Origin of the sequence: Schaalia sp. JY-X169, assembly GCF_014069575.1 — a bacterium.
In the GTDB taxonomy this organism is placed as follows: Bacteria; Actinomycetota; Actinomycetes; order Actinomycetales; family Actinomycetaceae; genus Scrofimicrobium.
This window is the reverse complement of sequence record NZ_CP059675.1, coordinates 2,061,852-2,076,681: the sequence shown is the minus strand read 5'-3', so window position 1 is coordinate 2,076,681 and position 14,830 is coordinate 2,061,852. Positions and strand designations below refer to the sequence as shown.

At 58.5% G+C, this 14,830-nt stretch carries 12 protein-coding genes; 7 read left to right on the top strand and 5 right to left on the bottom strand.

From position 1 onward, the window contains the following. Genes H2O65_RS08960 through lysS form a run of 4 tightly spaced genes read left to right on the top strand, consistent with a single transcriptional unit; the run spans position 1 to position 5,375 of the window. Complete coding sequence (locus H2O65_RS08960; RefSeq protein ID WP_182141365.1) at positions 1-1,638, top strand: PH domain-containing protein; 1,638 nt, start codon at positions 1-3, stop codon at positions 1,636-1,638. Continuing rightward, positions 1,635-3,359 carry a pantoate--beta-alanine ligase gene (gene panC / locus H2O65_RS08955; protein WP_182141364.1) on the top strand — a complete coding sequence of 575 codons (1,725 nt, stop codon included), beginning with the start codon at positions 1,635-1,637 and terminating at the stop codon, positions 3,357-3,359. Before H2O65_RS08960 ends, panC begins: the two co-directional genes overlap by 4 nt. Then, the gene (panD, locus tag H2O65_RS08950) at positions 3,352-3,753 is read left to right on the top strand and encodes an aspartate 1-decarboxylase (protein WP_182141363.1); all 402 of its coding nucleotides are present in this window, start codon (positions 3,352-3,354) and stop codon (positions 3,751-3,753) included. Before panC ends, panD begins: the two co-directional genes overlap by 8 nt. Positions 3,754-3,809: 56 nt before the next feature. Continuing rightward, a complete protein-coding gene (lysS, locus tag H2O65_RS08945) occupies positions 3,810-5,375 on the top strand; it encodes a lysine--tRNA ligase (RefSeq protein WP_182141362.1) in 1,566 nt (521 codons plus the stop codon). Here lysS and H2O65_RS08940 read toward each other — a convergent pair. From H2O65_RS08940 to H2O65_RS08920, 5 genes are all read right to left on the bottom strand, one after another. Continuing rightward, positions 5,372-6,037, bottom strand: a complete 666-nt coding sequence (locus H2O65_RS08940) for a uridine kinase (RefSeq protein WP_182141361.1) — start codon at positions 6,035-6,037, stop codon at positions 5,372-5,374. The genes lysS and H2O65_RS08940 overlap by 4 nt on opposite strands. Then, positions 6,037-6,699, bottom strand: a complete 663-nt coding sequence (locus tag H2O65_RS08935; RefSeq protein ID WP_182141360.1) for an LUD domain-containing protein — start codon at positions 6,697-6,699, stop codon at positions 6,037-6,039. Before H2O65_RS08935 ends, H2O65_RS08940 begins: the two co-directional genes overlap by 1 nt. Beyond that, complete coding sequence (locus H2O65_RS08930) at positions 6,696-8,156, bottom strand: LutB/LldF family L-lactate oxidation iron-sulfur protein (protein WP_259349510.1); 1,461 nt, start codon at positions 8,154-8,156, stop codon at positions 6,696-6,698. Before H2O65_RS08930 ends, H2O65_RS08935 begins: the two co-directional genes overlap by 4 nt. After that, positions 8,153-8,953 (bottom strand): (Fe-S)-binding protein, encoded by an 801-nt coding sequence (locus tag H2O65_RS08925; protein ID WP_182141359.1) that lies wholly within the window; start codon positions 8,951-8,953, stop codon positions 8,153-8,155. Before H2O65_RS08925 ends, H2O65_RS08930 begins: the two co-directional genes overlap by 4 nt. Before the next feature lie 113 nt (positions 8,954-9,066). Next, complete coding sequence (locus H2O65_RS08920; RefSeq protein ID WP_182142753.1) at positions 9,067-10,011, bottom strand: sugar-binding domain-containing protein; 945 nt, start codon at positions 10,009-10,011, stop codon at positions 9,067-9,069. A 225-nt stretch (positions 10,012-10,236) separates the two neighbouring features. On the opposite strand from H2O65_RS08920, the gene H2O65_RS08915 reads away from it, so the two are divergent. From H2O65_RS08915 to glpK, 3 genes are all read left to right on the top strand, one after another. Continuing rightward, entirely contained in the window at positions 10,237-11,964 is a 1,728-nt protein-coding gene (locus tag H2O65_RS08915) for a glycerol-3-phosphate dehydrogenase/oxidase (RefSeq protein ID WP_398396220.1), read from the top strand. Between the two features lie 100 nt (positions 11,965-12,064). Next, positions 12,065-12,898: an MIP/aquaporin family protein gene (locus H2O65_RS08910; RefSeq protein WP_182142751.1), complete on the top strand. Its 834-nt coding sequence runs from the start codon at positions 12,065-12,067 to the stop codon at positions 12,896-12,898. Between the two features lie 84 nt (positions 12,899-12,982). After that, positions 12,983-14,500, top strand: coding sequence for a glycerol kinase GlpK (gene glpK, locus H2O65_RS08905; RefSeq protein WP_182141358.1), 1,518 nt, complete (start codon positions 12,983-12,985; stop codon positions 14,498-14,500). Positions 14,501-14,830: the final 330 nt, after the last annotated feature.

Below are 14,830 nucleotides of genomic sequence, written 5' to 3'. Positions count from 1 at the left end.
ATGGCTCAGCGAAAGGGAGTTGTCGAAGAGGGCGTACCTCAGCATGCGTGGCAAAGGGTCCACCCACTTACCCCAGTTTTCAACGGGTGGCAGGTAATTGCAGTCCTGATTGCCGTTGTGCTTTTCCAGAACATCGAGTTCGTTGGTGATCTTGGGAAGCTTGCTGACTCATTCGGATTCGGACTAATTCTGCTTGTTGCCATTGGTGCACTGTTACTGATTCTGTTGGTCGTAGGTGTCTACTCATATATGTCGTGGCGCGCCATGACGTATGCGGTCACAGACCAGGCGGTCTGGCTGAGGCGGGGGATCTTGTTCCGTCAGCAGCGCCATGTCCGGCTGGAGCGCATCCAGGCAGTTGACGTTTCGCATCCCCTTCTCGGGCGAATCTTTGGGCTGGGTCGCCTCAGAGTTGATGCAGCGGGAGGTGCCAACTCTTCCCTGACGATCGGCTTCCTCCGCAGTGACGACCTCTTTGGGCTGCGCGCCGACATCTTGGCACGTGCTGCGGGCATCACTGAAGGAAACTCAGACATCGACAGTGAGACCTATGGAGCAGCTACACAAGAGCCGGTAAAGCGTGTCGTAGAGGCCGATGAGAATCTCCTCTATTCAGTCAATACCCGGACCCTGGTGACATCCTTGGCTTTGAGCATGTCATTCATGTTGGGACTGCTTGCTCTTGCGGCTTCTCTTGTCGCAATCGTCATCGTTGGGTTTGCCGCAGGCTGGGGTATTGCGCTGTCTTTCTTCCCCACGTGGATTCCAATCGTCCTCGTCGTGGGATCCCTCTTGTGGTCACGTTTCTCAAAAGAGTTCAATTTCCAAGCTGCCGTATCCCCGGATGGGATTCGTGTACGCCGTGGACTGCTCGAGCAGCGTGCAGAGACCATTCCCCCCAGACGCATTCACGCTGTAGAGATCCATCAACCATTGCTGTGGAGGCGCCGTGACTGGTACCGCGTTCTAATAACGCAGGCCACAAGGGGTACGCAGGACTCTTCAGGTGGAAGTACTGATTCGCAGGCATTGCTACCAGTGGGTACACGTGAAGAAGCCATGCTAGCGCTGTGGCTGGTGTTGCCAGACCTCGGCGTTGACGACCCGGTGGAGTTCTTCGATGAAGCCGTTCGAGGTCGATCGCCCACAAAACAGTTTATTGGGATCCCCCCCAATGCTCGTATTCTGGATCCCCTCGTGAAAAACCGTCGAGGCGTGGCACTGACGCGCACCTGCATGGTTGTTCGCGATGGCTGGGTGGTTCGCACCGCTGCCTTCGCGCCCTACGAACGGATCCAATCCGTCCTCGTTTCAGAAGGTCCGATTACGAAGGCGATGGATCTGGCTTCCGTTACCGCTTGCTTGGTTCCGGGCCCGGTCAACCTGACGATCTCTCACCTCTCTGGAGGCGACTCCATAGCGGTGAGTGACGAACTAGTCAAGATGAGTCGGCAACTCCGCGGAAGTGAACCGCCAGAACGCTGGTTCAGGCGCGTCAACGAACCTTCCTTCAACGGGGAGGTGAATGTGGATCTTGCAGATCTCAGCACAGTGGAACCCGTGCTCAACCCGACACCTTTGCCCGAAGAGAGCTTCAAGCCACCCGAACAGAACCTACAAAGTGAGGAAGCACAGTGACTTCAGGGGTACGTGTAGGCGTAATAGGAATGGGGAAGGCCGGTCCGGCTATCGCTTCAGCCATGCGAGCATCGGGAGCCCAGATCGTCGGGGTCGCTGCCAGGTCGGATGCGGCGCGCGATCGCGCTGATGCGATGCTCCCCGGTGTGCCTGTCATTGAGGCGGATCAGGTTGCCAGAGAAGCAGAGATACTATTTCTGGCAGTGCCAGATTCACAAGTCACTCCTTTGACCGAAGGGCTCGTTGAGAGGGGAAGCATAAGACCCGGAATGGTTGTCGTCCACCTTTGCGGCGCGGCTGGCATAAATCCCCTCGCCGCAGCAACGCAGATTGGGGCCATACCTTTAGCGCTTCATCCAGCAATGACCTTCTCAGGGACCTCTTTGGACGTTCGCCGCCTCAGCGGTTGTCCCATCGCTTACACAGCTCCCGCCTTGGCGGAGCCGATCGCGCTGGCTCTCATCGAGTACCTCGGCGGTGTGCCTCTCCCGGTAGCAGAGGACGACCGAACGCTCTACCATGCGGGCCTGACACATTCGGCAAATCACCTGGTGACACTGATGGTGCAAGGACAGGAAATCTTGAGCACCGCAGGCGTCGAAAGCCCAGCTGAGGCTATGCGTCCCCTGGTGACCGCGGCCCTAGACCGCGCGCTTGAAGAAGGAATGTCGGCACTCACGGGGCCCGTCGCCAGGAAGGACTACGCAACCGTAGGCTCCCATCTCGCTTCATTGAGTGAGCATCCAGAACTGACGGAAGCTGCACGGACCTACCGCGCCCTATCGCGGGCGACCCGCGTAGCATCCTTCATGCCGGCCAGTGAACCGCTTGTGGTCCACACGCCTGAGGAGCTGCGCACCGCCCTCGCCGATGATCCCCGTCCGACAAGCCTCGTCATGACTATGGGTGCTCTTCATAAGGGCCACCTCTCACTGGTCGAGCAGGTGCGACGCCCTGGATTCAAGACGGTTGTGACGATTTTCGTGAACCCTGAGCAGTTTGGTCCAGGAGAGGACTTTGACAGCTACCCCAGGACCCTTGAAAGCGATGTGGAGGCACTAGCAAACGGTGGGGTGGACATCGTTTATGCTCCGAGCCCCAAGGACGTTTATCCCCACGCTCCTCGTGTTCACGTCACCCCGGGCCCGGCAGCAAGTGTGTTGGAAGGCTACCTGCGGCCGGGTCACTTCCCGGGCGTCCTGCAGGTCGTGGGAAAGATGATGAACCTAATCCGTCCTGACATAGCAATTTTTGGTCAGAAGGACGCTCAACAGTTCGTCAACATTAGCCAGATGGTAGAGGACCTCGATATCCCGCTGGAACTTCTGGAGGCACCGATCGTGCGAAGTGCGGAGGGTTTGGCGCTCTCCAGCCGCAACGAGTATCTCAATGATCACCAGAAACAGGAGGCATTGGCGCTGAGCCACAGTCTCAAAGCTGGGCTTGCCGTAGCCGATCAGGGGGGTTCCCCGGAGCAGATTGTCACCGAGGTTGCAAACATCCTTGCATCTGCGTCAGGTGTCGCTCCTCAGTATGTCGCGCTAGCAGATGCCGAATCATTCGCGGTGGCGGCCCTATGGACACCGGATGCAGAGATGATGGGCGTTGAAAATCTCACTGACTTGGACCCCGGTCAGAGGGCATACTTGCTAGTAGCTGCGCAGGTTGGCCCGGCGCGGCTCATCGACAATGTGATTGTGAAGGTGGGGGCTGATGGTTGAGACTCTGGCATCGAACTGGCCGGTTTACAGGGAAATGGTAACCGGGAAGATCCACCGCGCTACCGTGACCGGCGCGGACATCGACTATGTGGGTTCCATCTCCGTCGACACTGATCTTCTTGAGGCCGCCAACATTCTTGTGGGGCAGAAGGTTGACGTTGTCGACGTCACGAATGGTGCGCGACTATCCACCTACACCATCCCGGCTCCTGCTGGCTCCGGAACTATTCAACTCAACGGGGCAGCAGCACACCTGGTCAACCCCACCGACCTCGTCATCATCATTGCTTACGGACACCTTCCAGATGAGATTGCTCGGACTGCACAGCCAGCAATAGTCCACGTGGATGCCAACAACCGCATCATCAACAGAGGAACTGACCTGTCCCGCTAGACGTGCGTGACGCCTCGCGCACTTCGTTTGTAAGCGCGCTGGTTTACCATGTTGAGGTGACTACGAATCTTCCTTCCCCGCAGACCACTCCAGAATCACCAACAGACGACCTGCCCGAGCAGATAAAGATCCGCTCAGACAAGCGGAAGCGTTTGCTGGAGTCGGGAGTGAACCCGTACCCCGTAGAGCTTCCCATCACTTCCACGATCGAAGAGGTGCGAGCAAAGTACGGCAACCTGGAGCTCGGTGAAGAGACGGATGACGTTGTGGGTCTTTCAGGCCGTGTCGTCCTCTCCCGTATCGCAGGTAAGTTGTGCTTCGCGACTATCCAAGACGGCGGCGGAAACCGCCTCCAAGTGATGCTGTCGGCCCGCGAGGTTGGGCCTGATTCCTTGGCGGCATACAAGGCTGACGTAGACCTGGGGGACATTCTGTTTGTTCACGGCCGCGTCATCTCTTCACGGCGTGGCGAACTGTCCATCATGGCTGCCCCCAGTGAGGACGAGGACGTGCCCGCATGGGCGCTAGCCGCAAAGGCACTTCGACCCCTACCGAAGATTTTTGCCACCGAAGAGGGTGAGGCCGGACTGGCTGAGGACACCCGGGTTCGGCGCCGCTACCTCGACCTGATCGTGCGCCCTTCAGCGCGTGAAATGGTCCGGACCCGTTCCACAGTTGTCCATTCAATCCGCTCATTCCTGCATGATCGTGGTTACCTAGAAATTGAGACGCCAATGCTGCAGACGCTAGCAGGGGGAGCCGCAGCACGACCATTTGTCACACATATGAACGCGTACGACATCGACATGTACATGAGGATTGCGCCGGAGTTGTACTTGAAGCGCGCCCTCATCGGTGGGATCGACAAGGTGTTTGAGTTGAACCGTAGTTTCCGGAACGAGGGCGCGGATTCTTCCCACAACCCCGAGTTCACCATGCTTGAAGCCTATGAGGCTTACGGAACTTACGACACTTACGCGGTCATGCTCCGTGAGCTCATTCAGCACACGGCACTCGATGCTATCGGTACACTTCAGGTTCCGCTTCCGGATGGCAGCACATACGACCTGTCGGGAACTTGGGAGCAGATTTCTCTCTATGGCTCCATCTCGGAAGCCCTGGGACGTGAAGTTACGGCACTGACACCACGCGGGGAGCTGCTGAGTATTGCCGACGGCATCGGACTTGAGCTTCCAGACCACTACGTGGACGGCAAGATTGCGGAAGAAATCTTTGAAGAACTGGTCGGTGACAAGTTGTATGCTCCGACATTCGTTCGGGACTTCCCGGCTGACAACTCCCCCTTGGTGAAGGGTCACCGCACGGTTCCAGGTGTGACCGAAAAGTGGGATCTCTACATGAGGGGCTTCGAGTTGGGGACGGGCTACTCAGAACTAACGGACCCTGTGATTCAGCGTGAACGTTTCAACAAGCAGGCGCTGGCCGCGGCAAATGGCGACCCGGAAGCAATGTCAGTTGATGAAGACTTCCTTGAAGCCATGGACTACGGCATGCCGCCAGCAGCTGGACTAGGTATGGGATTGGACCGCCTCCTCATGGCGCTGACAGGAGAGGGAATCAGGGAGACAATCCTCTTCCCCTTGGTCAAGCCCCGCGCCTAGTCACCTGACTGGGATAGCCGGGTGCGGTGGCGCAACAGGAGGATGTCAGACTCAGCTGTGTCCAACGAAGGGACAGGTCGGCACCCCTGGTTGCGCCACTGGCGGATCTTGCCTGGTTCAAGCCTGGTCAGGCGAGCCCCCCTGTAGACCAACACGTGAACGGGCTTACGCGCCTCCGCAACGTCACGAAGGAAACGGAACCAAGCATTCTTCAGTGGTGAACGCGCGATACAGATGGCATCGGCTAGGAGCCCCTCCTCTATCAGCCTTGGCACCAACTCAGATGCAAAAATCCCTTCCGCAATGAACAGCCGGTTCTGCCCCAGGGTGATCGTCCTCGCCCCTGTTCTCTGGTTGGAAGGGATGTCGTAGATCGGTACTTCAGCCTGGCCTTCGATGCACAGTTGTGCCACTGCCAAGAATGCGGCGTCGCCATCCCATGAGGCAGGGTCATCCCAATCCACCACGTTCTCAGACAGCATGGGCATTCCCTCCTCATCATCCCCTCGGTAGAAATCATCGAGGGAGAGGGAAGGCAGTCCGACGCGAGAAGCCAGCGAGGTTTTTCCCGAACCGGAAGGGCCGGTGAGAATGATGACTTGGGCGCGTGAGCGACGGAAACCGTCCGGAAGTTGAAAAAGTCCTTCTTGGGCGGGGGCCATCAATTCTCTCCGAGGCTGCTCAGTATCACTTTCAGATTACGGGGGCCATGCACGCCTTCGACACGCGATAACTCGATGTCTGACGTGGCTGACGGCCCCGCAATCCACGTGATGGGTCGCGTGGGGTTCGAACTGAGAATAGCGAAAGCTTCGCCAACTGTCTCCCTCACCGCGCCCACATCCACAATAACGACGTGGGTGTCAGGCACCAGTGTGATCGCGCGACGCCCCTGGTCGGGGGTGGCGTCAAGGATTATTGTCCCCGTAGTTGCGACGCCGCACCTGCTTGAAGTCAGGACTGCGTCGATGTTGTCGAGGGCGGAACTTGGGATTTGCCCACCCGGCCCATCCAGGTAAACCCGATGATGCGCCATGGCTGCTTTGACCCATTCTTTGGGAAGGCCACTGGGAACCACAACCGTGTCACAAGACGCAAGGAACCGATTGATTAGGGCGGTAACTTCGTCCTCGTTCGAGGCCAACCCGACCTCGGCACCGTACTCTTCGAGCCGCCCGACAAAGAGTTCCGGCAACGCAGGTGATCCTGCAGGTAGGTCCTCACGACGGTGGTAGTCGCGTGGAACCTCGACGGTGACCCCATCGCGTCCCGCATTGCGGTTAGCGCTTCGGATGCTCGCAAGGATGTCGTCTCTGCTGCTCACCGCTCAGCCTTCTCTCGCCTACTCATCCACCTGCGGAACGATTCGGTTGGTGGGGAAGGAACATCCCGGCTCTTCGTCCATGATGACACGGGCCACGGCAGCTGGGTGATTCTTCCTTCCTTGTCGGCGACGGCGCGCCCCAGTGGGAGTAGCGCCTCTGCGGCCCCCAGGCGCCTTCCGGAGCGCATGACCTCCGAGGACGCTTTCATTGCTGTGCCCCAACCGCTACCGGAACCAGCTCCAGACTCAACGCTGCGGCGGCGCAGTTCCACGAGGATGGACGGAATGTCTATCTTCACGGGGCACACGTCGTAGCAGGCTCCGCACAGAGTAGATGCGAACGGGAGTGTGGCCGACGGGTCACCGTCCTCGAAAGCGCCGAGAAGTTGCGGAGTAAGAATGGCGCCGATGGGTCCCGGATAGACGGAGTTGTACGCGTGGCCGCCTACCATACGGTAGACAGGGCAGATGTTCATACAGGCACCGCAACGAATGCAGGCAAGGGCATCGCGTCCCAAAGGATCGGCGAGCACCGTGGTGCGACCGTTGTCCAGAAGGATGAGGTGGAACTCCTGCGGTCCATCCCCGGGGGTCACACCCGTCCACCACGACGTGTAGGGGTTCATGGGTTCGCCGGTTGCAGAGCGGGGGAGTAGTTCGGTGAAGACTTCAGCATCCTGCCAGGTGGGGATCACTTTCTCGATGCCCACAATGGAGATCAGAACCTCTGGCAAGGTCAGGCACATGCGTCCATTGCCTTCGGACTCATAGACGGATAGGGCGCCGGTGTCAGCAATCATCGAGTTGGCACCGCTGATGGCGACCTTAGCGTTGAGGAATTTCTCTCGGAGGTGGGTCCTGGCTCGCATCGTCAGTTCGCGCGGGTCGTCACTTGATGGGCGATTTCCGTCCTCGAAATTATCTGTGAAGATATCGCGAACCTCAGACCTGTTGCGGTGGATCGCTGGGACCACAACGTGGCTTGGATGATCGTTGCCCAGTTGGACGATGAGCTCCGCCAGGTCCGTTTCTACCGCTTGGATGCCTCGGTCAGCGAAGTACTCGTTGAGGCCAATTTCCTGTGTGGCCATGGACTTGACCTTGACGACCTCATCCACCTGGTGGCGCGCCACGATGTCGTAGGCAATGGCGTTCGCTTCGTGCGCGTCTCTTGCCCAGTGCACGATGCCCCCGTTGGCAGTGACGTTGGCCTCTAGCTCCTCAAGGAGGTCTGCCAAGTGGTCCAAAGAGTAGCGTTTGATGGCCGCGCCAGCATGGCGCAGCTCCTCCCAGTTCTGCGTTTCTGCGGCGCGGGCGTCCCGTTTTGAACGGATGGTCTCTGTTGCGTTGCGCAGGTTTGCACGTAACTGGTCGTTGCCAACCATGCGGCGCGATCCGTCACGGAAGGTTTCCCCCCACTGCAGCGGAGAGGTCTCTGTAGTGGACTGTGGTCTCACGCCTTCCCCCTGGTGGTCAAGGTCGTACCTGCGGGTTCCCGGCGGAACGGGTGGTCGCGTGTGCCCGCCAGTACTTCGGCGAGGTGTAGTGGTTGTGTTGCAATGCCGAGTCGTGACATGCGTCCGGAGATGTTCATCAGGCAGGAGTAGTCGTCCGCGACTAGAAACTCCGCACCCGTCGACGCCACGGCCCGTGCTTTTTCGCTGACGAGGGCGGAAGAAACTTCCGGGTATTTGAGGGAGAACGTTCCGCCAAACCCGCAGCACTGCTCCGCGTCTGGAAGTGGGACGACGGTGGCTCCCTGCACTCGGGAGAGGAGCCGTTCTGGCGCGTCGCCCACTTTCGTGATGCGCATCGAGTGGCACGTCGGGTGGTAGGTGAGGGAATGAGGGAAGTAGGCTCCAACGTCCTCGATCCCAAGGAAATCCGTGAGCAGAAGTGGAAGATCATACGTGTTCTCAGCGATTATGGCCGCCCGGTTTGCCAGCTTCTGGTCGCCAAGTTTGCTGGCAACCATGGCCTGCTGGTGTTTGATGGAGCCGGTGCACGAGCCGGATGGGACGACGATCGCATCCCACGCGCCGTCCAAGATCGGTTGAAAGGTCTTGACGTGGTTCTTGATCAACGGCAGAGCGTCCTCGAAATACCCGGTATTGATGTGCATCTGTCCACAGCATGCCTGCTGTCTTGGGAAGAACACTTCGTGGCCGAGGCGCTCGAGGAGCGTCACCGTCGCGCGGGGTGCCTGCGGAAACATCGCATCCCCCATACAGGTCGCGAAAACCGCTATTCGCATCTTGCTAGTCCCTTCCCGCTACACCCACTTCGCTGTTGAGTGCATCTCCCAAGCTTAGGACTGTTTGGGCTGACTCGTGGGGCTTAGCAGTGAGTCGGAGGACTTGACTTGGATCAGAGGGTGCCGGGCAGATCCCCGCGCCCGACCTCACGTCTGCGGTGAACAAGTGCGCGGGCGGCAGACGAATCAATGATGAGGTCGGTAACTACCCCTGCACGCAAGGCCCCGAGAAGAGCCGGAACTTTGGCGCTTCCCGCCACTACGCACAGCCTAGTTGAGATCCGTTTTAGCTGTGCGGGTAGTGGTCCTGATGCCCGCGCATTGAGTGGCATATCGGTCGTGCCGTCCTCACGTATGAGGACGGTGCAAATATCCCCGACGACACCGTCCTCGCGCGCTTCCTTCAACTCCGTGGAAGACAGATACCCGCCGGCGTAGACGTGGCTGGGCATCGCAGGATCCATTGCTCCAACCCCGAAGACCACGAGGTCGCAGGAGTCGATGACATCAAGAACCCGACGAATTGACCTTTCTCGTACGAGGGCGTTCTTGGTCTCCACATAGTCAAAGAAGGCTGGAACTGGGAAGTGGACTGCTGAAGAGTCAAACGCCTTCGCGAGGGTCGAGATGATGGAGTCGGAATAAAGTGTGCCGGAATCGAAGGCGTTGGCCGCGCCATTTAGCTGGACTACTGTCGAACCCGGCATGGAGTGTGGCGCAATGTGGTTGATAACAGCAGACACGGTGTTTCCCCAGGCGACCCCCAGTGTCTTGCCGGGAGCCATCAATTCGCTCAAGCGGCTGGCTGCTACAGCGGCAACGGAGTTCAGTCTGGTAGCCGGGCTGTCGACCTCAAGTGTGGGGACCACCAGTGTCCGCACCCCGAACTGGCGCTGAAACTCCGCGGCTAAGGTGCCGGGCTCGGTGAGCGGCGCCGAAACGCGGATTTGGACAATCCCTGAGGTGCGCGCAAATGCCAGGAGTCGGGAGACCGAAGAGCGGGAGACATCGAGTCTTCGGGCCACCGCATCCATGGTCAAGCCCTGCTCGTAGTACATAGAGGCAGCAAGATGCGCCTGCTCGCGACGGATATTCACACCTTAGTGTCGCAGGTGCACGTTCGTGCAGGCAAATCGGACATTCGACCACCTGAGGGATAATGTACTTGTCTGTCTGCAACGACGGGGTGGCACTTGCCCTCAAATGGGCCAAGGCGTGGCCTCCGTTTGCGGGCCGTGACCATTCGATAACGTGATCGATCTACATCTGACGGAGATGATAACGTGGTTAGTCCGGTTCTTTCAAGAGAAGCCCGCGGAGAAGCGCTAGAAGAAATGGCACAGGGTGCCCCCCTCGATATTCTTGTCGTCGGTGGTGGCGTGACGGGTGCGGGAATCGCCCTCGACGCCGCAACACGCGGACTGAGAGTGGGAATTATCGAAGCGCAGGACTGGTCGTCCGGCACTTCTTCAAGATCCTCCAAGCTGGTTCACGGTGGTTTGCGCTACCTTTACCAACTTGATTTCGCCCTCGTCACGGAGTCCCTCCGTGAGCGCGGGCTTCTGCTGACCCGAAATGCCCCCCACTTGGTGAAGGCGCAGCCTCTGCTGTGGCCGCTGAAGATGCCAGTGATTGAACGGGCATACTCGGCGGTGGGTGTTGGTATGTATGACGGTTTGGCCCAGTGGGCGCACCGCGGATCGGTGCCGCTACAGCGCCACCACACCCGCAAGGGGTCTCTGAAGTTGTGTCCCGCGCTCAAGCCGGATTACCTGCGCGGTTCGATTGTCTACTACGACGGACGCGTTGACGATTCCCGACTGGTCATCACCCTTGTTCGTAGCGCGGTTCGCTACGGCGCATTGGCCGCCAGCAGAGTCCAAATGGTCGGCGTCGCAAAGGACGGTCAGGGTCATATCAATGGTGCGGACCTGCTCGACCTTGAGACTGGGAACACCCTGCACGTTGCAACCAAGCGCATCATCAATGCAACGGGCGTATGGACTGAAGAGAGCCAAGCTCTGGCAGATGCCACCGGTGGCCTCAAGGTCTTGGCATCAAAGGGCATTCATCTGGTGATCCCCAAAGAAAAGATCGACTCGGAAGTGGGGCTGTTCCTGCGTACCGAGAAGTCCGTCCTCTTCATCATTCCGTGGAAGTACTACTGGATTATCGGAACCACGGACACCGCCTATCATGAAGGTTTCCGTGACCCAGTCGCTGATGAGACCGATATTGAGTACTTGCTGGCAGAAGCCAACACGGTTTTGAAGGACCCCCTCACCAAAGATGACGTCATCTCAACATTTGCTGGATTGCGGCCACTGTTGCAGCCGGGCACCCTTGATGAGAACCAGTCGACGAAGGTTTCTCGTGAACACACCGTGACCACGGTGACCCCGGGTATGACCGCAATTGCTGGTGGAAAGCTCACCACCTACCGCCAGATGGCCGAGGACGCGGTTGACTTTGCGATGGGTGAAGCATTCACGAAGGAGCATCCTTCAGTCACCGCTAAGACGGAGCTGGAAGGTGCCGACGGCTACTTCGCATTGTGGAACAGCCGGGAGACAATCGCTAAAGAGCGTGGTCTGACGGTTGATCAGGTTGAAGACCTTCTGGATCGTTACGGCAGCGACATCCAGATCGTCTTCAAGATGATTGATGAGCGCCCCGATCTTGGTGAACGTTTGAGCCATGCGCCCCACTATTTGCGCGCAGATGTTGCGTTCGGTGTTGCATACGAGGGCGCAATGCACTTAGAAGACATTCTGCTTCACAGAGTCCGCTTGGTTTACGAAGAGCGGGACTCGGGTCTTGAAGCCATGCCGGAGATAGCTGACCTCATGGGTGAGATGCTCGGGTGGGATCACGATACCAAGGCGAGGGAAATGGATCTCTATCGCGACGCCTGCGAAGCAGTTTGGCAGGCACAGAAACTTCCCGATGAGAAAGAAGCTCAGGCCATTCGGGAAATGGTCGAACCTGTTAGGCCTTTCACTCAGGTCTGATACGTTGAAACGGGGTCCGGTGTTGGATCCCAACTAACTGATTCATTTCCTGTGGCCTGGTCACATTGAAGAGACCGGCTAACAGGCAATGGATACCAACATGCGCTACGGCGCGGAAGGAGTTCACAGCACAGTGTGGAATCTATGGGATGTGTTCGCTTCTGAGTTCTTCGGCACAACGATGCTGTTGCTACTCGGTGCGGGCGTTGTAGCAACAAACCTCTTGCCCAAGTCAAAGGGTCGCGGGGGCGGCTGGCTAATGATCAACTGGGGCTGGGGTCTCGCAGTCTTCGTCGGTGTTTACGCCGCTTGGAAGACAGGTGGCCACTTGAACCCTGCGGTAACCGTTGCAAAAGTGGTGGCCTACTGGTTCGACCCAGCGGTCACCCTCAACGGAGCAGCGGTCGGTTCAGCAACCGCCGTTGACGTCACGTTTGGAAATGTGCTGGTGTACTTCGCAGCCCAGTTCCTTGGTGCTTTCGTTGGTGCGGTTCTGGCTTACCTGGCATTCAAGAAGCAGTTTGACCAGGATTGCGATCCGGCCCTCAAGCTCGGCGTTTTCTCTACCGGACCTGAAGTTCGTTCCTACGGTTGGAACCTCGCAACTGAGGCAATTGCTACCGCAGTTCTGATTGTCTTCGTGATGGTTGCCGGCGGCACACCGAGCGCGGTTGGTCCTCTGGCCGTCGCCCTCGTCATTGTCGGTATCGGCGCCTCCCTCGGTGGCCCGACCGGTTACGCTATCAACCCAGCCCGTGACCTCGGACCTCGTATTGCTCACGCAGTACTCCCAATCAAGGGCAAGGGCGGCTCCGACTGGGGTTACGCTTGGGTTCCTGTTGTCGGCCCGATCATCGGCGCGGTAGTTGCCGTTGTAGTCGTTTACCTGCTCGGCCTCGGCAGCATCGACATCACTGCAGCGCTGCCGCTGTAGTAAATCAACTGGGTGGGGGTCTATCTGGCCCCCACCCTTTCTTATCACTCACTCAATTCACAAAGAAGTGGAAGGACACTTTCTATGACCGAGAAGTTCGTTCTCGCAATCGACCAGGGAACCACCTCATCCCGCGCCATTGTCTTCAATCACAGTGGCCAAATTGTTGGTGTGGGCCAGCAGGAGTTCGAGCAGATTTTCCCGAACCCCGGCTGGGTTGAGCACAACCCCATTGAGATCTGGGATTCGGTACGGACTGTCGTCGCAGATGCTCTTGTTGCCGCAGGTATCAACAAAGATGACCTCATTTCAGTCGGTATCACCAACCAGCGTGAAACCGCGGTTGTCTGGGACAAGAACACCGGCGAGCCGGTCTACAACGCCATCGTTTGGCAGGACACTCGCACAGCTCCAATCGTTCGCGAACTGGCGGGCGACGAGGGCGTAGAGAAGTACAAGGATCGCGTCGGCCTGCCGCTCGCCACCTACTTCTCAGGCACAAAAATCAAGTGGATCCTTGACAATGTCGAGGGTGCTCGCGCGCGGGCGGAAGCGGGAGATCTACTCTTCGGCACCACTGACTCCTGGGTTCTGTGGAACCTTACCGGTGGCACCGAGGGCGGCGTACACAAGACGGATGTCACCAATGCTTCCCGTACCTTGCTGATGAACCTGAAGACCCTCGAGTGGGAGCCTGATATTTGTGCCGACTTCGGTATCCCGATGTCGATGTTGCCGCAGATCTGCTCATCGTCTGAGGTTTACGGCCACGGCCGTGAGCATGGACTACTGACAGGCATTCCGATCTCAGGCATTCTGGGTGACCAGCAGGCCGCAACATTCGGCCAGGCGTGCTTCGAGATTGGCATGGCGAAGAACACCTATGGCACCGGCTGCTTCATGCTAATGAACACGGGCGAAGAGGTTGTCTTCTCCCAGAATGGTCTGCTGACAACCCTGTGCTACAAGATTGGTGATCAGAAGGCGGTCTACGCGCTTGAAGGTTCGATCGCAGTGGCTGGATCGTTGATCCAGTGGCTCCGTGACAACCTGAAGATCATTGGCTCGGCTCCCGAGGTTGAGGACATGGCTCTCACCGTTGAGGACAACGGTGGTGTGTACTTCGTTCCTGCCTTCTCCGGCCTGTTCGCGCCGTACTGGCGTGATGATGCGCGCGGCGCAATCGTCGGCATGACACGTTACAACACTCAGGGTCACCTGGCTCGTGCAGCTCTGGAAGCCACGGCGTTCCAGACACGTGAGGTTTTGGATGCCATGGATGCCGACGCTGGCGTTGCTCTCAAGGAGCTCCGCGTTGACGGCGGCATGATTGCTAACAACACCCTCATGCAGTTCCAGGCTGACGTCCTCGGCGTTGACGTGGTTGCTCCAGTCGTCGCTGAAACCACGGCTCTTGGCGCTGCGTACGCAGCCGGCATTGCCGTTGGATTCTGGGAGGGCGAGGCTGACGTTATCGCTAACTGGCAGGAAGCGAAGCGTTGGACCCCCAACATGGATGAGAAGGAAGTTCAGCGTACCTACCGCCTGTGGAAGAAGGCCGTCACCAAGTCGATGGCCTGGGTTGATGAGGACGTGAAGTAATCCAAGCCGGGCTGTTTACAGCCAGGTAGCGGGAGGGGCCGGTCAGTTCAACTGACCGGCCCCCTTTCTGTTGCCTTTGCGCACCAGCCGACGCCAGCATCCGCCCCGGACCGCTTCGCGGCCAGCACCCTCATCAGCACCCGCCCGTTACGAAGCCCCGCCCGGCGGTGCACTGAAATGTATACGTCGGGAACCAATGTGCCTCTCGGGGGCCTACCCCAAAGTGCTTTCGGTTCCCGACGTATACATTTCAAGTGAGTGTGGCCGGAATGCCGTTGACCGTGGTCGAAATGCAGGTGCCGGTGGCCGGGATGCCGTTGACTGTGGTCG